Source organism: Arthrobacter sp. MDT2-34-1, from assembly GCF_059091365.1.
Genome location: NZ_JBNHGO010000001.1, coordinates 104,909 through 123,726 on the forward strand (window position 1 = coordinate 104,909; position 18,818 = coordinate 123,726).

The window sequence follows — 18,818 nt, forward strand, 5'->3', positions numbered from 1 at the left end:
GTGTTTCAAACAGCGGTAGTTCCTGCGGGAATATCGCCGCCGCGGATCAGGTTATGCCATGCAGACCCTGCGTCCGTGGCTTGGTTTGAATTCATTCACGGACTTGACAGGGTCATAGTGGTGTTACCCGCAGGTAGCGTCACAGACCGCCGTACGAAAGGTTCTCTGTGTCACCGGACAAGAAGACTGCTGCAGCTCCCGATGAGGAGACTGCTGCCTCCGCTCCGAAAAAGTCCGCGACGACCAAGCGCGCGGGCGCCCAGTCAGCGGCAGCGGCGGAAGCTGCTCCCAAACGGCGCGGCCGCAAGCCCGGTGCCGCCGCCAAGAAGGATGCGGCGAACACCGCCGAGCTGGCTACAGAAGAAGTCGACGAGGATCCCGAGGTTGAGCCGGAGCCGACGGAGGAAGATGTAGAAGCCACCGAGGAAGCCGGCGCCAAGAAGGGCAAGGAAGGCGAGACCGGGTCCGGGTTTGTATACTCCGACGCCGACGACGACGACGCCCCCGCCCAGCAGGTGGTCTCGGCCGGCGCCACCGCCGACCCCGTCAAGGACTACCTGAAGCAGATCGGCAAGGTCGCCCTGCTGAACGCCGAGCAGGAAGTCGACCTCGCGCTGCGGATCGAGGCCGGTCTCTTCGCCGAAGAGAAGCTGGCCAAGGACGACGGCACCATGGAGACGCGCCTGCGGCGCGACCTGGAGCAGATTGTCCACGACGGCAAGCGCGCCAAGAACCACCTGCTCGAAGCCAACCTCCGCCTGGTGGTCTCGCTGGCCAAGCGCTACACCGGCCGCGGCATGCTGTTCCTGGATCTGATTCAGGAGGGCAACCTGGGCCTCATCCGTGCCGTCGAGAAATTCGACTACACCAAGGGCTTCAAGTTCTCCACCTACGCGACCTGGTGGATCCGGCAGGCCATCACCCGCGCCATGGCGGACCAGGCCCGCACCATCCGCATCCCGGTGCACATGGTGGAAGTCATTAACAAGCTGGCCCGCGTGCAGCGCCAGATGCTCCAGGACCTGGGCCGCGAGCCTACTCCCGAGGAGCTGGCCAAGGAACTGGACATGACGCCGGAAAAGGTCGTCGAGGTCCAGAAGTACGGCCGGGAGCCGATCTCGCTGCACACGCCGCTGGGCGAAGACGGCGACTCGGAGTTCGGCGACCTGATCGAAGACTCCGAAGCCGTGGTTCCCGCCGACGCGGTCAGCTTCACCCTGCTGCAGGAACAGCTCCACTCGGTGCTGGACACGCTGTCCGAGCGCGAAGCCGGCGTGGTGGCCATGCGCTTCGGACTCACCGACGGCCAGCCGAAGACTTTAGACGAAATCGGCAAGGTCTACGGCGTCACGCGGGAACGCATCCGCCAGATCGAATCCAAGACCATGTCCAAGCTGCGGCACCCGTCGAGGTCGCAGGTACTCCGCGACTACCTGGACTAATCCGACTGCGCAGCAGGGCCGGCACCCGCAAGGGGCCGGCCCTGCTGCGTTAACCGGCCACCGGCAAGGGGCCGGCCCTGCTGCGTTAGCCGGCGGGAGCAGGGGAGGGGAAGGGGTCCCGCGTTGCGGCGTCAGGTACGCGGGTGCCCGACGGAAAGGGTTCCGGAGACGCAAAGGGCGCCGTTCCCCCTGCGGGGAACGGCGCCCTTTGACCGGGAACCGGGCGGACCTGACGGACCGCACCGGGAACGGGCTGCCGCTGCAGCCGTTCCCGGGGAAACCTATTCGGCGGCGGCGCCGGCCTTTTCGGTCAACCGGCTGGTTTCGTCCTGCCATTCCGAGGCCTTGGAGCGAAGCTGCGGCTCATGCTGACGGGCATGGTGCCCGCAGAAGAGGAGTTCGCCGCCGGAGGAGGCCAGGACAACCCGTACATAGGCTTGGGCACCACACCGGTCGCATCGATCCAATGCGGTCAGTTCACGGGGGGCTACTGCTGTCGTCATGATGACCTCCTTACGAGTGCGTCTATCCATAGAACCATCCGAAGCGCGGAAATCTTCGCAAGATGGGGTCACTTTCGCTCACCGCGTATCACGTGTGGGTAACAGCCGGGAGCTCCGTCACATGCCGGCGTGCGCCCCGGCGCGGTGCACAAGCCCGCCCGCAAAGGGGATTAGCCTAGTAACGGTCCGTTATTCGCGGCGGACCGCGGCCAAGGACCGCAGTTCTGTCTGCCAAGGAGCACTCGTACACGTGGCGCCAACGAAGTCTGAGTACACAGCACGCCATCTTTCCGTCCTGGAAGGGCTGGAAGCCGTCCGCAAGAGGCCGGGCATGTACATCGGGTCCACGGATTCCCGCGGGTTGATGCACTGCCTCTGGGAAATCATCGACAACTCCGTCGACGAGGCGCTGGCCGGGTACGGGCAGAGCATCAAAATCACGCTGCACCCGGACGGCTCGGTGGAGATCCACGACGACGGCCGCGGCATCCCGGTGGACATTGAACCAAAGACCGGCTTGAGCGGCGTCGAAGTGGTGTTCACCAAGCTGCACGCCGGCGGCAAGTTCGGCGGTGGCTCCTACACGGCCTCCGGCGGCCTGCACGGCGTCGGCGCCAGCGTGGTCAACGCCCTGTCGTCCCGCCTGGATGTCCAGGTGGACCGCGGCGGCAAGACGTACCAAATGTCCTTCCGCCGCGGCGAGCCGGGCAAGTTCATCGACACGGGCAGGGGGCCGGGCCCGGAGTCCGCGTTCGAGCCGTTCGTCACGGGCTCCAAACTGGAAGTGGTCGGTACCGCCAAGCGCGGCGTGACCGGAACGCGCATCAGGTACTGGGGCGACCGGCAGATTTTCACCCCGGACGCCAAGTTTTCCTACGAAGAGCTGCAGAACCGGGCGCGGCAGACCTCGTTCCTGGTTCCGGGGCTGAAGATCACGCTGCGCGACGAGCGCAGGTTGGCCGGCACCGCCGGCGAGAACGGCCCGATCGAGGAAGTGTTCCACCACGACGGCGGCATTGCCGAATTCGTCGAATACCTGGCCAACGACAGCGCCGTCACGGATGTCTGGCGATTCCACGGCTCCGGCAAGTTCAAGGAAACCGTTCCGGTACTCGACGAAAACGGGCACAGCAAGATCGCCGAGGTCGACCGCGACTGCCACGTGGACGTCGCCCTGCGCTGGGGCATTGGCTACGACACCACGGTCCGTTCCTACGTGAACATCATTGCCACCCCCAAGGGCGGCACGCACCAGGCCGGCTTCGAACAGGCGCTGTTGAAAACCTTCCGGAAGGTGATCGAGGCGAACGCCCGCAAGCTGAAGGCCGGCAGCGACAAGATTGAGAAGGACGACGTCTTCGCGGGACTCACCGCGGTGCTCACCGTGCGCCTGGCCGAGCCGCAGTTCGAAGGCCAGACCAAGGAGATCCTGGGCACCTCCGCCGTCCGCGCCATCGTGTCCCGCGTGGTGGAAAAGGAGCTGGCCGCCAAGCTGGGGTCCTCGAACCGCGGGGACAAGGCCCAATCCGCGCTGCTGCTGGAAAAGGTCGTCAGCGAGATGAAGTCCCGCATCTCGGCCCGCGTCCACAAGGAGACGCAGCGGCGCAAGAATGCGCTGGAGACGTCCTCCATGCCGGCAAAGCTGATCGACTGCCGCACCAGCGAAGTCGAACGCTCCGAGCTGTTCATCGTCGAGGGCGACAGCGCGTTGGGCACGGCACGGCTGGCCCGCTCATCCGACCACCAGGCGCTGCTGCCGATCCGCGGCAAGATCCTCAACGTGCAGAAGGCGTCGGTGGGCGACATGCTCTCCAACGCCGAATGCGCGGCCATCATCCAGGTGGTGGGGGCCGGGTCAGGGCGCAGCTTCCAGTTGGACGCGGCCCGCTACGGCAAGGTCGTCCTCATGACGGACGCCGACGTCGACGGCGCGCACATCCGCACGCTGCTGCTCACGCTCTTCTTCCGCTACATGCGCCCCCTGGTCGACGCCGGCCGCGTGTACGCCGCGGTGCCCCCGCTGCACCGGGTGGAGATCATCAATCCGGGCTCCAAGGCCAACGAGGTGGTGTACACCTACTCGGAAAACGAGCTTCACAAACTGCTCGCCACCCTGGAGAAGGACGGCCGGAAGTACAAGGAGCCGATCCAGCGCTACAAGGGCCTGGGCGAGATGGACGCCGACCAGCTGGCCGAGACCACCATGGAGCCCCGCCACCGCACGCTGCGCAGGGTGCGGATCGAGGATGCCGAAGCGGCCGAGCGTTCCTTCGACCTGCTGATGGGCTCCGACGTGGCACCGCGCAAGGAGTTCATCGTGGCCGGCGCCTCCATGCTGGACCGGGAACGGATCGACGCCTAGGCCGCCAGCCCGGGTGCCACCAGCAGGACGGTCGGCACTGCCAGCAGCAATGCCGCGGCCAGCAGCACCGCGGACCGGGCCGCCCCGCCGAGGGCCGGAACGGGGGAGAGCAGCCGCCGGAGCCGGTGCGCGGTGACAAAGGACTCCGCCTCGGCGGCGCCGAGCAAACCCTTCGCCGGGTCGCCCAGGCCGGCGGCCGGGCCTGCCGTCGCCGGCCGCTCACCGGCGGCGACGACGGCGATCGCCCGCACCAGCGTCTCGCGGGCCGACGTCTTCAGGGCATGGTCGTCCGCGAGCATCTCGATCAGCTCGTTCACCGCCGTCCGGGCCAGCTTGGAGGTGGGGAGCCAGGGCAGGGCCGCCCGCCAGGCGGCGAAGGCCCACAGCAGCAGGTCGTGGCGCTGTTCCAGGTGCGCCTTTTCGTGCGTCATGACGGCGTGCAGTTCGTCGGGCGAGAGCAACTCGAGCAGCCCGTTCGAGAGCACCGTGACGGATCCGCCGCCGCCGGGCAGACAGTAGGCCACCGGCGCCGGATGGTTGATCACCAAAGTGCGCGGGGAGTCTTCGGACGGGGAGCTGAGCAGATTTAGCAGGTCGCGGTGCCGGCCGCGCTGTTTGCGGATCTTGTAGTAGGTCAGCAGCAGCGTGAAGACCAGGTGCACGGTCAGCAGCAGGGCGGCGCTGAGCGCGAACACGTGCACCAGGTCCAGGCCGGTGTCCGGACTGTCGTCCAGCAGAAGGCCGGTCAGGCCACGGAGGCCGGCCAGCAGGTGGTCTCCCAGCGGTTCCAAGCCCCACGTGAGCATGGCGCCGATCATGGACAGGCCGCCGGCCAGGGCGATGGCCTGCCAGAGCACCAGCGCCGTCCCGGGACTGCGGGCCGTCCAACGTGCCCGCGAGAGCAGGATGGGAGCAGGCCACGCCAAAATGACCGCCATGGCGGCCAGCAGGTAGGAGGCCAGGAACATTCAGGTCAGTTGGAGGAGAGGATCTTGCGCAGGGTTTCCGCTTCCTCGTCGGTGACCGTGCCGATAAAGCGGGCCAGGACGGCCTCGCGGTCCGGGGCCGAGCCCAGGACCTCGTGCATCAGCTCCACGGTGTGCTCTTCACGGCTTGTCACCGCCCGGTAGCGGTGCGGGCGGATGTCGCGGCCGCGCTGGACCAGCCCCTTCTTCTCGAGCCGGGACAGGACCGTCAGCACCGTCGTGACGGCCAGTTCCTTGCCGTCCGCCCCGTCCGCGGAGACCTGCGCCAACGTGTCGCGCAGCTCATTGGCGGTCAGTCCGCCTTCTGCTGGATCGGCGGCGTTCTGGGACCACAGCACGTCCATGACCGCCCGTTCCAAATCTCCGAGAGTAGCCATCTGGTTCCTTTTCGTCTCTTAACGTCGCATCTACGGCGCGCAAAACCTTTCCGCGACCGTGCTCTTGGTCTCTAATTTACCGTCTTTCGTGCAAATGTTCTACAGTTCGTAGAAGATTAAGTTCTACGGCTTGTAGAAATGAGTTTCGGCGCAGTCCGGAACCCAGGTCAGTCCGGGAGGCAGCGGCAATGGAAGCACTTGAAATCGCGCGGTGGCAGTTCGGTATCACCACTGTCTACCACTTCCTCATGGTGCCGCTGACCATCGGCCTCGGACTGCTCGTCGCAATCATGCACACGGCCTGGTACCGGACCGGCAAGGACCAGTACCTGCGGATGACCAAGTTCTGGGGCAAGCTGTTCCTGATCAACTTCATCATGGGCGTGGCCACCGGCCTGGTCCAGGAATTCCAGTTCGGCATGGCCTGGAGCGAGTACAGCCGCTTCGTCGGCGACGTCTTCGGCGCGCCGCTGGCCATGGAGGCGCTGCTCGCGTTCTTCGTCGAGTCCATCTTCCTGGGGCTGTGGATTTTCGGCTGGGGCCGGCTGCCCAAAGCGGTGCACCTGCTCAGCATCTGGGGTGCCTCGCTGGCCACTGTCTGCTCGGCCTACTTCATCCTGGCCGCGAACTCCTGGATGCAGCATCCGGTCGGCGTCGAAATGATCGACGGGCGGCCGGTGATGGTGGACGTCTGGGCGGTGCTGACCAACAACACGCTGCTGGTGGCCTTCCCGCACACCATCTTCGGCGCCACCTCGGTGGCCGGCGGTTTCCTGCTGGGCATCAGCTGGTACCACCTGTGGAAGCGCCGCCGCGACGGGATCGACACCGTCGGCCCGGACGGCACGGTGGTCGTCGGATCCGACCCGGCGCGCGGCAGGGATGCGGCCGACCACAAGGTCTGGCTCCGCTCGCTGCGGATCGGCGCCGTCGTCGCCGTCGTCTCCTTCGCCGGGGTGTCCCTCACCGGGGACCTGCAGGCCAAACTGATGTTCGAGCAACAGCCCATGAAGATGGCCGCGGCGGAGGCCGCCTGCCACGACGGTACGGGCTTCTCCATCCTGACGGTCGGCGACCTCGGCTCCAACGACTGCGACGACATGGTCGCCGTGGTGGAGCTGCCCGGACTGCTCTCCTTCATGGCCAACGGCGACTTCGACACCGAGATCCGGGGCATCAACAGCCTGCTGCCGGAGTACCAGGAGCGCTTCGGAACGCACCTGCCCGACAACCCGATCTACGGCGAGCGCGCCGGCAGCGAAATCGACTACGTGCCGGTCATGGAAGTCACTTACTGGGGCTTTCGGATGATGATCACCTTCGGCATGCTGGCCGCCGCGGCCGCCGCCGCCGCCCTGTGGGTGGTGCGCAAGGGCACGGTGCCCGAATCGAAGTGGCTGATGCGGCTGGCCGTGTTCGGAATCCTGGCCCCGTTCGGCGCCAACTCGGCGGGCTGGATCTTCACCGAAATGGGCCGCCAGCCGTTCGTCGTGGCACCCAACCCGGATCCCGACGGCATCGACAACGTCTTTATGTTCACGGCCGCGGCCGTGTCGCCGGGCGTCTCGCTGGGGGAGCTGATTTTCTCGCTCAGCGCCTTCACCTTGGTCTACGGCTCGCTGCTGGTGGTGGAAGTGAAGCTGCTCGCCGCCTACTGCCGCGGCGGTGTGCCGGCGGCGATGCCCGAGCTGCTGCCCGCGGCGTCCGCGGATGGCACGGGCAAGGACGACGACGGCGGCACCGGCGGCCGCGGCAAGGACGGAGACGGAACGGACGGGAACGGAAAAGACCCTGATGACGTGCTCGCGTTCGCGTACTGAACCGGCTCCTACGGATCGATAAGGACGACTCATGGAAACCCTGCCCACCATCTGGTTCATTGTCATCGCCTTCTTCTGGACCGGGTACCTGTTCCTGGAAGGATTCGACCTCGGCGTCGGCATGATGATGCGCGGCTTCGCCCGGAACAACACGGAACGCCGCGTGCTGCTCAACACCATCGGCCCGGTCTGGGACGGCAACGAAGTCTGGCTGGTCACCGCGGGGGCCGCCACGTTTGCGGCCTTCCCCGAGTGGTACGCCGCCCTGTTCTCCGGCCTGTACCTCCCGCTGGTGCTCGTGCTGCTGGCTTTGATCTTCCGCGCCGTCGGCATCGAATACCGCGGCAAGGTGGACACGGACCGGTGGCGGGCGCGCTGGGACTGGGCGATCGCGCTGGGCTCGTTGGTCGCGGCCTTCGGCGTCGGGGCCATGCTCGGCCTGACCACCACGGGCCTGCCGCTCAACGCCAACGGCGACCGGGTGGGCGGACCGTTCGCCTGGTTCAACGGCTATGCCGTGCTCGGCGGGCTGGCGGTGGTCGGCTTCAGCCTGGTCCACGCGGCGGCGTTCCTGGCGCTGAAGACCGACGGCGAAGTCCGGTTGCGGGCCAAGGCGCTGGTCCTGCGCTGGCTGCCGGTGGCGCTGCTGCCGATGGCCGCGTGGGCCGCCGTGTTGGTGCTGCGCCACGGCAAGGCCGTCACGGTGGCGACGCTGTTGCTGGCCGCCCTCGGCGCGGCGGCGGCCTGGCTGCTGGCCAGGGCCGGACGGGACGGACTCTCCTTCGCCGGACTCGGCACCTTCGTGGTCGCCGGGTCGGCAACCATCTTCACCGCGGTGTTCCCCACGGTACTGCCCTCGACCATCGACGAGGCCTTCAGCCTGACGGTGGACTCGGCGTCGTCGTCGGACTACACGCTGGGCGTGATGAGCGTGGTGGCGCTGTTCGGCATCCCGGCCGTGCTGGTCTATCAGGGCTACACGTACTGGGTGTTCCGCAAGCGCGTGAGCGCCTCCGCCATCCCCGCAGCACACGCCGTCACCGCACAGTGAAGCCGGTGCTTCCGGTGGGCGCCGCCGGCAAACGGGCGCTCTACCTGCTGGGACTGGCTGCGGCCGTCAAGGCGGGCGGCTTGGTCTTGCTCGCTTCGGCGGTGGCCGCCGGGGTGGCGGGCGTGGCGGCCGGGACGTTCAGCTGGGATGCGGTCCTGCTGCCCGGCGCCCTCGGCGCCGTCCTGCGCGCGGCCGCGGCCTGGGGCCAGGACGTGGCCGCACAACGGGCTGCGGCCGCCATCAAGGAGGACCTGCGGGCCCGCCTCGCCGCCCGTATCCTGCACGACGGCGGTGCCTCCCCGGCCGGGCGCAACGGCTCCGCCCCGGGCGAGGGCGCCCTGAGTGTGCTGGCCACCCGGGGACTGGACAACCTGGATGACTACTACGCCAAGTACCTGCCGGCCCTGGTGACCTGCGCCACCGTACCCCTGCTGGTGGGGCTGCGGATCCTGGCCGCGGACTGGGTGAGCGCGCTGATCGTGGTGCTCACGCTGCCGCTGGTGCCGGTCTTCATGATCCTGATCGGCAAGCACACCGAAGACCGGACGAAACAGGCGGCCGCCGCCTTGGACCGCCTGTCCGACCACCTGCTGGAACTGGCCCGGGGACTGCCGGTCCTGGTCGGCCTGGGGCGGGCCGCCGCGCAGACCAGGGCCCTGGCCGATGTCGCCCGCGCCTACCGGGAACGGACCCTGGCCACGCTGCGGGTCGCCTTCCTGTCCTCGCTGGCACTGGAACTGATCGCTACCATTTCCGTGGCCGTGGTGGCGGTGTTCGTGGGCATCCGGCTGGTTTACGGCGGAATGGAACTGGAAGCCGGGCTGCTGGCCCTGATCCTGGCTCCGGAGTGTTTCCAACCGCTGCGCGACCTCGGCTCGGCGCACCACGCGAGCGAAGACGGACTGGAAGCCCTCGAGCGCAGCAAGGCCGTGTTGGACGCGCCGGCGGGCCGGCCGCTGGTCGCCGCTCCGGACGCCGGGCACCGGCCCGGGGAGCGCCGCGGGGAAGCGCCGGAGCTGCGGGTTGCCGGGCTGACCGCCGCTTACCCGGGCCGCGGGCAGGTGCTGGAAGGGCTAAACTTCACGGCTCCGGCCGGCCGCATCACCGCCTTGTCCGGGCCGAGCGGCGGCGGCAAGACCACGGTGCTGGAGATCCTGGCGGGCCTGCGCCGGGACGGGGCCGGCATCCGGCTGGCCGGCCGGGTGTCCGGCCTCGACCGCGGCCGGATCGCGTGGATCCCGCAGCATCCGGTTCCCTCCGAGGCCACGGCGGCCGAGGAGGTGGCGCTGTATGCCGGGCTGGCCGGGCCGGCCGGGCGTGCAGCGGCGGAGGAAGCGCTGGCGCAGGTCAATGCCGCCGGCCTGGCGGACGCGGACACCGGCGACCTCAGCCCGGGAGAGCTGCGCCGCGTGGCCGTGGCACGGGCCTTGGCCCGGATTGACCATGTCCCCGGGGTGGACGTGCTGCTGGCCGATGAACCTACCGCGCACGTGGATGAGCGCAGTGCCCGGGCCATCGAGGCCGCGCTGGACGGTCTCCGCGGCAGGGTGACCACCGTGCTGGTGGCCCACGACCCGGACACCGCGGCGCTCGCCGACCACGTGGTGCCGGTGGTGCCGGCGTCCGGGGAACCCGTTGCTGCCGCCCCGTCGGGTACGGATGGTGTGCGGTCCCGGGCACCGGGCACCGAACGCGGCGGGCAGGCGCCCGGAGCAAGGGCGGGCTCCGGCACGGAAGCGGCGGGGGAGGACGGCGGCACCGAAGCGGCGGGGATGGACGCCGCCGGCGCCGGACCCGGCCTGTGGCGGCAGGCGGCGCTGCTGCGGCCGTGGAGCGGCAGGTTCCTGGCCGCACTGTGCTTTGGCCTCGGCGCGGCGCTCTTCGCCGTCGCGCTGGCGGGCCTGTCGGGCTGGCTGATCGTCTATGCCAGCGAACAGCCGCCGATCCTGTACCTGATGACCTCCATCGTCGGTGTCCGGTTCTTCGGGATCGGGCGTTCGGTCCTGCGTTACCAGGAGCGGCTGAAGCTGCACGACGCCGTCTTCGAAAGCACCGACCGGCTGCGGATCAGGTTGTGGAACGGGCTGCTGCAGCGGCCGGCAGCGTGGCGGCGGCTGGCACGCGGCGGCGGCGCCCTGGAGCGGCTGGTCGGAGACGTGGACGAACTGCGGGACATCGCCCCTCGGGCGGTCTTCGCCCCGCTGGTCGGCCTGCTGGTGGCCGCCGCGTCCTGCGTGGCCACCGCGCTGCTGATGCCCGCGGCCCTTGGCTGGCAGCTGCTGCTCTCCGGGATCTGCATAGTGGGAGCCCCCGCGCTGACGCGCTGGGCGGACCGCCACGCCCAGGCAACCACCGTGCGGCTCAAGGGCAGGTCGCTGAACGCGTTCACGCGGCTGCTGGCGGCCGCGCGGGACCTGGCCGCAAACACGGCTGCCGGGCCGCTGCTGCTGCGTGCCCGCCGCCTTGACCGGGAAGCGACCGCCGCCGTGCAGCGCAGCGCCTGGGCGCAGGGCCTGGGACACGCGCTGACGGTGCTGGCCTGTTCCCTCTCAGCCGTCGTGATGCTCGGCTCGGCGGGAGGCACGGTGCCGGGGGTGGTGGCCGTCGTCGTCCTGATGCAGTTGGCGCTGGCCGAACCTTTCATGGCGGTGAACACCGCGGTGCAGCAATGGGGCGCCTGGCGCGCCGCCGGGGCACGCGTCATTCCGGAGCTGGGCAGCGGCGGCGCGGCCCCGGCCCGCCAAGCACGGCGGGAAGCTCCGGTCGAGGCGCTGGAACTGCGCAACGCGTCCTACCGGTACCCGGGCGCGGACCACGACGCCTTCACCGGCGTGGACCTGCGGGTGGAGCGCGGTCAATGGCTGGCGGTCACCGGCCCGTCGGGGAGCGGGAAGTCCACGCTGCTCGGCGTACTGCTGGGGTTCCTGCCACTGGCCTCCGGCCGCTACCTGGTCAACGGGAGGTCCGGCGGGGCTCCGCGGTCGGCCATCGCTTGGATGCCCCAGGAAGCGCACCTGTTCAACTCGACGCTCCGCGCCAATCTGCTGCTGGCCCGGCCTGCCACGGACCCGCCGGCCGAAGAGGAGATGCGCTCGGCGCTCGCCGCCGTGGGGTTGGGCGGATTCCTGGCCGAACTGCCGCACGGGCTGGGCACCCGGATCGGCCCGGGCGGGCACTTCCTCTCCGGCGGCCAGCGGCAGCGGCTCGCCGTGGCCCGGGCGCTGCTGGCCGACTCCGATGTGGTGCTGCTCGACGAACCTGCCGCGCACCTGGACCGCGACGCCGGGGACGCGTTGCTGGCCGACCTGCGCCGCGGGCTCGCCGGCAAGGCAGTGGTCATGGTGACGCACGACGAACGGCAAGCCGCATGGTGCGGGCTTCGGCTGCAGCTGCCTACCGGCACGTATGCCGCTGCCCTAAGCTGAGGCAATGACCAATTCCGACCTGCCGGTCGTTCCCGGCGGAGCCCTGCGCTGGCGTCCCATGTCCGCCTCGGACATCGAGGGCTGGCACCGGTTGATCCAGCGGATGGCCGCGGTGGACAAACCGGTCTGGACCGAGACGACGGCGGACCTGGCGGAGGCGTTCGACGACCCTGCCAACGACCCCGCTGAGTGCACCGCCCTCGGGCTGGATGCCGGCGGGACGGTGCGTGCCGTGGGCCGGGTCTACGCGAACGCCGGCTCACCGGTCGCCCACACTTGGGGCGGGGTGGATCCGGACTGGCGCCGCCGCGGCATCGGCAGGGCGCTCTACGAGTGGCAGGCCGACCGCCAGCGGCGCCGGTTCTGCGCGGCCGGCATCAGCGGCGGCGTCCTGCGGAGCAGCACCGAGGAACAAGATCCGGCGCACAACGCGCTGATGGAAGCGGTGGGCGCCAGGGTGGTCCGCTACTTCACCGAAATGACCCGGCCGCTGGTGGAGATTCCGGACGCGCCGCTGCCGCAGGGCTTCGTCTTTGTGGACCTGGACCCGGGCGACAGCGACGCCGTGCGGCTCGCCCACAACGAGGCGTTCGCGGACCACTGGGGCAGCGAGCCGAGGGACGAGCGCCGGTGGAAGAACCTGGTGCAGCACCCTGAGACCAGGCCGGAGTGGAGCATGTCGCTGGTGGAGGCCGCCTCCGGCGAGACGGTGGCGTACCAGGTGGCCAGCTTTGATCCTCAGTACAAGCTGCAGTCAGGGTATGACGAAGGGTTCACGAACCTCCTCGGCGTCCGCAGGCCGTGGCGCGGCCGCGGGCTTGCCCAGTCGCTGCTGGCCGAAGCGATGCGCCGGTTCCGGGCCGACGGGATGGCACACGCCGGGCTGGGCGTTGACACCGAGAACCCCAGCGGGGCGCTGGCCCTCTACACCCGGATGGGCTACGTGCCGACCAAGCGCTACCTGGACTATGAACTGCCCCTGACCTGAGCGGGCAAGGCAGCCCCGACGTCGTGCACCTACGACGTCGTGCACCGCGGCCGGGCGGCGGCTACGCCCCGACGTCGTGCAGGTGATGCGTGACGTCGTGCAGGAAGTAGCTGCCGAGCGTGACGACCGTGAAAGCCGAACCGTTGCTGCGCCTGCCGCGCCGGTCCCACTCTGCCGGGGTCACCGCATTGAAGCCGGCCGCGACCTCCGCGGCTGCTGCCGCCAGCTCCTCGGCGACGGCGCGCGGGTCCTGGCCGGCGTAACGTCCCTCAACGGCCGCGGCGTTCTGGTCCCAGTCGGCAAACTCCGGGTTGTCCTGGCCGAGCATCAGCTGCAGCCGGGCATCGAACACGCGGCAGACATCCCGGACGTGGGCGGCGTACTCCAGCACCGACCACGTCGAGTCGTCGGGGCGGACGTGGGCGCCGGGCTCCGCCAGGGCCGCCTGCCAGCGGGGCACCGTGGCCAGCACCTCAGGGCCGATCCGGTCCGGCGTGACGCCGGCCGGGTCGAAGCCGCATTCGGGGCAGGGCCGCCCGGTGACCCACGTCCAGTCCTTGGTATCGGGGATGATCGCCATGCGCCCAGCTTAGGAGTCTTGTGACCCCTGCTGCGATAGGGCGGGGCCGACGGCGTCCACGGGCTGGGACAACGGTATGCCGGAACCGTCGCGGCGGCCGTGTTCGGTAGGCAGCGCCCGGGAGGCGCCGTTGGACGAGCTGGCCTTCGCCGGCCCGTGCCCGGCCCACGCCAGCGAGAGCATGTCCTCGCCCTTCAGGAAGCGGTGGGCGCGCACTCCGCCGGTGGCGCGGCCCTTGGCCGGGTACTCCGTGAACGGGGTGACCTTGACCGAGCCGGGGGAGGTGCCCGGCAGGGCCTCCTGCGAGGAGGCGACGGTGACGACGACGGCGTCCGCATCCCCCGCGGCGACCGCACCAAAGAACGTCACGGTGTCTTCCGCGCCCAGTTTGATGCCCGTGACGCCGCCGGCCGTGCGGCCCTGGGCGCGCACCGTCGAGGCCGGGTAGTGAAGCAGTTGCGCCTGGCGGGTGATGAAGACCAGTTCATCGTCGTCGGCCGGGACGCTCAGGCCCACGATGTAGTCCTTGGGCTTGAGCGCGATGATCTCCCAGTCCTCCCGGTTGAGCGGGTAGTCCGGGGTCACGCGCTTGACGATGCCCTGCGCCGTGCCGAGGGCGAGGACCTTGTCCAGCGGCGCCAAGGCCACCAGCGATTCGCCTTTCGCCAGGGTCACGAACTCCTTGACCGGGACGCCCCCGGCCAGGTTGGGCGACCCGGCAGCGGCGGCGAGCACCGGCATGTCCAGGACCGGGAGCCGCAGCATCCGGCCCAGCGAGGTCACCGCTCCGATCTCGGCCCGTGCCGTGGTCCTGACGACGGACGCCAGGACATCGTGCCGGATCCGCTGGCCGTCCGACAGGGGCTCCTGGTCCACCGTGCGGGCGAGCTGGCCGGAGGCCGAGAGCAGGACCCAGCACGGGTCGTCCGCGATCTGCAGCGGCAGGGCGGCCTTGGCGTTCTTGCCGACGGCGGGAGCCGGCAGGGCGGTGCCGCGGAGCGGGGCGGCGGCCTCCGATTCGAGCAGCACGGTCCGCCGCGGCGTGGCGTAGAGCGCGGAAACCTCGCCCAGCTCGTCGGACACCAGCTGGCGCAGCATGGCCTCGTTGGCCAGGATTTCCTCCAGTGCCGCGATCTCGCGGCGCAGCTCGTCCTGTTCCTTCTCGAGCTCAATCCGCGAGTATTTGGTCAGCTGGCGCAGCCGCAGTTCGAGGATGTGATTGGCCTGGATTTCGGACAGGTCGTAGATGGCCATCAGCCGCTCGCGGGCGGCCGCGGCCTCGTCCGAGGAACGGATGATCTGGATGACCTCGTCAATGTCCACGATGGCGATCAGCAGACCTTCGACCAGATGCAGCCGGTCCTTCTTCTTGCCCAACCGGAACGCGGTGCGCCGCCGGACGACGCCGATGCGGTGGCTGATGTAGACCTGCAGCAGTTCCATCAGGCCCAGCGTGCGCGGCTGCCCGTCGACCAGCGTCACGTTGTTGATGCCGAAGGAATCCTCCATCGGCGAATAGCGGTACAGCTGCGCCAGCACGGCGTTCGGATTGAAGCCGTTCTTCAGCTCGATGACCAGGCGCAGGCCGTGCTGCCGGTCGGTCAGGTCCACGATGTCGCTGATGCCCTGCAGCTTCTTGGACGTCACCGCGTCCTTGATCTTCTCGATCACCTTCTCCGGGCCCACGCCGTAGGGCAGCTCGGTGACCACCAAACCGGTGCGGCGGGCGGTGAGCTTCTCCACCTCCACCTTGGCGCGGGTCTTGAAGGAGCCGCGGCCGGTGGCGTACGCGTCGCGGATGCCGTCCAGGCCCACGATCTTGCCGCCGGACGGCAGGTCCGGTCCGGGGACGAACCGCATGATGTCCTCGAGCGTGGCGTCCGGGTTGGCGATCAGGTGCTGGGCCGCGGCGATCACCTCGCCGAGGTTGTGCGGCGCCATGTTCGTGGCCATGCCCACCGCGATGCCGGAAGACCCGTTGACCAGCAGGTTGGGGAAAGCGGCCGGGAGTACCGCCGGCTGCATCAGCTGGTTGTCGTAGTTGGGCACGAAGTCCACAACGTCTTCGTCCAGGTGGTCGGTCAGCGCCAGGGCCGGCGGTGCGAGGCGGGCCTCGGTGTAGCGCGGTGCCGCGGGACCGTCGTCGAGCGATCCGAAGTTGCCGTGGCCGTCAATCAGCGGCATGCGCAGCGAGAAGGACTGCGCCATCCGCACCATCGCGTCGTAGATGGCGGCGTCGCCGTGCGGGTGCAGCTTGCCCATCACCTCGCCGACCACGCGGGCGGACTTCACGTGCCCCTTGTCCGGCCGCAGCCCCATCTGGGACATCATGTAGAGGATGCGGCGCTGCACCGGCTTCAACCCGTCGCGGGCATCGGGCAGTGCGCGCGAGTAGATGACCGAATAGGCGTATTCGAGGAAGGAGCCTTCCATCTCGGAGGTCACGTCGATATCGACGATGTTCTCCGTGTAGTCCTCTTCGGGGGCGGGAGTCTGGCGGCGGGGCATGGGTAGAGCTTCGGTCCTTAGCTAAAAGTTGCGGATACAGTGAGTTTATGGCGCAAGAGGCTGATTCCCCGGATTATCCGGATTATTGGGAGGCGGATGTCGTGCTGCGCGACGGCGGGACGGCGCACCTGCGCCCCATCGTCCCGGCCGATGCCGAGGCCCTGCAGGCCTTCCACGTGGGGCAATCGGAAAGCTCCATCTACCTTCGCTTCTTCACCTTCAAGTCCAAGCTCAGCCCGCGCGAACTGGCCCGCTTCACCAAGGTCGACTATGTCAGCCGGGTTGCCTTCGTCATCACCATCGGCGATGAAATCATCGGGATCGGCCGCTACGACCGGCTGGACGATCCCGCCGAAGCCGAGGTCGCCTTCAATATCGCCGATGCCCACCAGGGCCGGGGGCTGGGCTCCATCCTGCTGGAGCATCTGGCGGCGGCCGCCCGGGAGAACGGCATCAGCAAGTTCTCCGCCGAGGTGCTGCCGGAGAACCGGAAAATGATCACCGTCTTCAACGACGCGGGGTACGAGGTGCGGCGCCATTTCGACGACGGGGTGGTCGCCCTCGAGTTCGACATCGACCCGACCGAGCGCTCCCGCGCCGTCATGGCCTCCCGGGAACACCGGGCCGAGGCCAAGAGCGTGGCCGCCCTGCTGGCCCCAGGATCCGTGGCCGTGATCGGCGCCAGCCGGGACTGGGGCAGCGTGGGCTACTCGCTGCTGGAGAACATCATCGAAGCCGGCTTTACCGGTCCCGTCTACGCCATCAACCCGCAGGCCTTCGAACTGAACGGCATGATCTCCCATGCCGCCATCGCCGACGTCCCGGACCCCGTGGAACTCGCCGTCGTCGCCGTCCCTTACGGGGAAGTACCCAAGGTGGCCCGCGAATGCGCCGCCGCCGGCGTCAAGGGCATCCTGGTGGCCAGCGACGGTTTCTCCCAGGCCGGGACCGAAGGGTTGCAGCGGCAGCGCGAGCTGGTGCGCCAGGCCCGCGCCCACGGGATGCGGGTGATCGGCCCGGGCTCGCTCGGACTCCTGAACACCGACCCGGCGGTGTCGCTGAACGCCTCCATGGCGCCCGCTATGCCCCCGCGCGGAGCGCTCGGGCTGTTCAGCCAGTCCGCGGCCATCGGCGTCCTGCTCTACACCGCCGCCAGCCGGCGCGGGCTGGGCCTGTCCTCCACGGTGTCGGCGGGGAACCGGGCCGACGTCTCCGGCAACGATGTCATGCAGTACTGGGAAGACGACCCGGCCACCCTGGCGGTGGGGCTCTACCTGGAGTCCATCGGCAACCCCCGGAAATTTTCCCGCATCGCGCGCCGGCTCTCGCGCAGCAAGCCGGTGATCGTCGCCAAGTCCGATGTGATGGGGCTGCAGTTGCCGCCCGGCCATGCGGTACGCACCACCCAGGCGCCGCCGGGCGCCCTCGACGCCATGTTCCGCCAATCCGGGGTGATCCGCGTGGAGACCAATGAAGAGCTGATGGACGTGGCGCAGGTCCTGGTCAGCCAGCCGCTTCCGGCCGGCGCCAACCTGGCCGTGTTCAGCAACTCCCTGGCGCTGGGCAACGTGGTGGCCGACGCCGCCAGGGCCCACCAGCTGGACGTGGTCCGGCGGGAGGTGGCGCTGGACCTGGATACCGGGCAGTCCACCGCGCTCCCGATGCTTCGCCGGCAGGTGCGGCAGGCACTGTCCGCACCCGAGGTGCACGCCGCCGTCGTCACCCTCCTTCCCGCCACCGGTATCCCGACCTCCCGGCTGGCGGAAGTGCTGCGGGACTGCGCCGAAGAGGCGGGCAAGCCGGTGGTCGCCTCCTTCACCGGCGTGCTCGACCTGGCCGAACGGACCGACGGCCTGCTCGCCGCCGGAGGCCCGGATTCCGGCGGCGGCCTGCAGCGCGGCCTGCCCGCTTTTGCCAGCCCCGCCAGCGCCGTGAACGCGCTGGCGGCCGCGGTCCGCTACGCCGAATGGAAGGCCCGCGACCAGGGCGAGTTCCCCGAGCCGGCGGGAACGGATCCCGCCGAGGCGCAACGGCAGATCGACGCCCTGCTCGGCGGGGTCACCGGGACCGAGCTGCTGACGCCGACCCCTGCGCAGACCGCCCGGCTGCTGGGCTGCTACGGCATCACGGTTCAGGAGTCCGCCGGCTTCACGCACGACGACGAGGCCGTGGCCGCCGCCGAACGGCTCGGCTGGCCCGTGGCCGTCAAAACCACCGACGCGCGGCTGCGGCAACGGCTGGACCTCGGCGGGGTCCGGCTGAACATCACGGACGAGGCGACCCTGCGCGCCAACATCGCGCACATGCGGGCCAGCCTGGCCCCGTTCGGCGACATCCCGTTGGAAGTCCAGTCGATGGTGCCCGCCGGCCAGGCCTGCACCATCCGCTCCATCGAGGATCCGCTCCTGGGCCCGGTGGTCTCCTTCGGGCTGGCCGGCGACGCCGTCAACCTGCTGGGGGACTGGTCCCACCGGATCCCCCCGCTGAGCACCGTGGATGTGGCGGACCTGGTCCGCGGGCCCCGCGCGGCGGAGAAGCTCTTCGGCTACCAAGGCCTGCCGGCCGTGGACGTTCCGGCGCTCGAAGACCTGATCGCCCGCGTGGCGCAGCTCAAGGACGAACATCCCGAAGTGGCCCTGCTGGAGCTCAACCCGGTCCAGCTCTCGGACCGCGGCCTGGCCGTGCTGAACGCCGAAGTCCGGCTCGGAAACCACGCGCACCGCACGGACAGTGCGCGGCGCGCCATGCGGGACTGAACCTGCCGGGTTGGCCATCC

The 18,818-nt window shown here is 69.4% G+C and carries 12 protein-coding genes; 7 read left to right on the forward strand and 5 right to left on the reverse strand.

All coding sequences use genetic code 11. The features are described 5' to 3' along the window. Positions 1–167 precede the first annotated feature (167 nt). Positions 168–1,442, forward strand: coding sequence for an RNA polymerase sigma factor (locus AC5RVV_RS00455; protein WP_493999500.1), 1,275 nt, complete (start codon positions 168–170; stop codon positions 1,440–1,442). Between the two features lie 281 nt (positions 1,443–1,723). Here AC5RVV_RS00455 and AC5RVV_RS00460 read toward each other — a convergent pair whose 3' ends face one another. Next, positions 1,724–1,945 carry a DUF7455 domain-containing protein gene (locus AC5RVV_RS00460; RefSeq protein ID WP_493999501.1) on the reverse strand — a complete coding sequence of 74 codons (222 nt, stop codon included), beginning with the start codon at positions 1,943–1,945 and terminating at the stop codon, positions 1,724–1,726. Between the two features lie 250 nt (positions 1,946–2,195). Between AC5RVV_RS00460 and AC5RVV_RS00465 the strand changes: the two genes are divergently transcribed. Next, the gene (locus tag AC5RVV_RS00465) at positions 2,196–4,307 is read left to right on the forward strand and encodes a DNA gyrase/topoisomerase IV subunit B (RefSeq protein WP_493999502.1); all 2,112 of its coding nucleotides are present in this window, start codon (positions 2,196–2,198) and stop codon (positions 4,305–4,307) included. On the opposite strand, the gene AC5RVV_RS00470 is transcribed toward AC5RVV_RS00465, so the two are convergent. Together AC5RVV_RS00470 and AC5RVV_RS00475 are read right to left on the reverse strand one after the other, a co-directional pair. Continuing rightward, positions 4,304–5,275, reverse strand: coding sequence for a M56 family metallopeptidase (locus tag AC5RVV_RS00470; protein ID WP_493999503.1), 972 nt, complete (start codon positions 5,273–5,275; stop codon positions 4,304–4,306). The two genes, AC5RVV_RS00465 and AC5RVV_RS00470, sit on opposite strands and share 4 nt — an antisense overlap. 5 nt (positions 5,276–5,280) lie before the next feature. After that, positions 5,281–5,670: a BlaI/MecI/CopY family transcriptional regulator gene (locus AC5RVV_RS00475; protein ID WP_493999504.1), complete on the reverse strand. Its 390-nt coding sequence runs from the start codon at positions 5,668–5,670 to the stop codon at positions 5,281–5,283. Between the two features lie 188 nt (positions 5,671–5,858). Between AC5RVV_RS00475 and AC5RVV_RS00480 the strand changes: the two genes are divergently transcribed. From AC5RVV_RS00480 to AC5RVV_RS00495, 4 genes are read left to right on the forward strand one after another with little or no spacing between them, the layout of a single operon-like run. Next, positions 5,859–7,490 carry a cytochrome ubiquinol oxidase subunit I gene (locus tag AC5RVV_RS00480; protein WP_493999505.1) on the forward strand — a complete coding sequence of 544 codons (1,632 nt, stop codon included), beginning with the start codon at positions 5,859–5,861 and terminating at the stop codon, positions 7,488–7,490. A 31-nt stretch (positions 7,491–7,521) separates the two neighbouring features. After that, a complete protein-coding gene (gene cydB, locus AC5RVV_RS00485; RefSeq protein ID WP_493999506.1) occupies positions 7,522–8,541 on the forward strand; it encodes a cytochrome d ubiquinol oxidase subunit II in 1,020 nt (339 codons plus the stop codon). Positions 8,542–8,546: 5 nt separating this feature from the next. Then, positions 8,547–11,966 (forward strand): thiol reductant ABC exporter subunit CydD, encoded by a 3,420-nt coding sequence (cydD, locus tag AC5RVV_RS00490; protein WP_493999507.1) that lies wholly within the window; start codon positions 8,547–8,549, stop codon positions 11,964–11,966. A 4-nt stretch (positions 11,967–11,970) separates the two neighbouring features. Further along, positions 11,971–12,954, forward strand: coding sequence for a GNAT family N-acetyltransferase (locus tag AC5RVV_RS00495; protein ID WP_493999508.1), 984 nt, complete (start codon positions 11,971–11,973; stop codon positions 12,952–12,954). Between the two features lie 61 nt (positions 12,955–13,015). Here AC5RVV_RS00495 and AC5RVV_RS00500 read toward each other — a convergent pair whose 3' ends face one another. Beyond that, positions 13,016–13,534: a DinB family protein gene (locus AC5RVV_RS00500; RefSeq protein WP_493999509.1), complete on the reverse strand. Its 519-nt coding sequence runs from the start codon at positions 13,532–13,534 to the stop codon at positions 13,016–13,018. A gap of 9 nt (positions 13,535–13,543) precedes the next feature. Beyond that, on the reverse strand, positions 13,544–16,042 hold the full coding sequence (locus AC5RVV_RS00505) for a DNA gyrase/topoisomerase IV subunit A (RefSeq protein ID WP_493999510.1): 2,499 nt from the start codon (positions 16,040–16,042) through the stop codon (positions 13,544–13,546). A 47-nt stretch (positions 16,043–16,089) separates the two neighbouring features. Between AC5RVV_RS00505 and AC5RVV_RS00510 the strand changes: the two genes are divergently transcribed. Next, a complete protein-coding gene (locus tag AC5RVV_RS00510; RefSeq protein WP_493999511.1) occupies positions 16,090–18,798 on the forward strand; it encodes a bifunctional acetate--CoA ligase family protein/GNAT family N-acetyltransferase in 2,709 nt (902 codons plus the stop codon). Positions 18,799–18,818 lie beyond the last annotated feature (20 nt).

Excerpts from the sequence above, each read along its gene's own strand:
- AC5RVV_RS00495 (WP_493999508.1), top strand. The coding sequence starts at position 11,971 with ATGACCAATTCCGACCTGCCGGTCGTTCCCGGCGGAGCCCTGCGCTGG.
- AC5RVV_RS00510 (WP_493999511.1), top strand. The coding sequence starts at position 16,090 with ATGGCGCAAGAGGCTGATTCCCCGGATTATCCGGATTATTGGGAGGCG.
- AC5RVV_RS00460 (WP_493999501.1), bottom strand. The coding sequence starts at position 1,945 with ATGACGACAGCAGTAGCCCCCCGTGAACTGACCGCATTGGATCGATGC.
- AC5RVV_RS00500 (WP_493999509.1), bottom strand. The coding sequence starts at position 13,534 with ATGGCGATCATCCCCGATACCAAGGACTGGACGTGGGTCACCGGGCGG.
- AC5RVV_RS00480 (WP_493999505.1), top strand. The coding sequence starts at position 5,859 with ATGGAAGCACTTGAAATCGCGCGGTGGCAGTTCGGTATCACCACTGTC.
- AC5RVV_RS00475 (WP_493999504.1), bottom strand. The coding sequence starts at position 5,670 with ATGGCTACTCTCGGAGATTTGGAACGGGCGGTCATGGACGTGCTGTGG.
- cydB (WP_493999506.1), top strand. The coding sequence starts at position 7,522 with ATGGAAACCCTGCCCACCATCTGGTTCATTGTCATCGCCTTCTTCTGG.
- AC5RVV_RS00470 (WP_493999503.1), bottom strand. The coding sequence starts at position 5,275 with ATGTTCCTGGCCTCCTACCTGCTGGCCGCCATGGCGGTCATTTTGGCG.
- AC5RVV_RS00505 (WP_493999510.1), bottom strand. The coding sequence starts at position 16,042 with ATGCCCCGCCGCCAGACTCCCGCCCCCGAAGAGGACTACACGGAGAAC.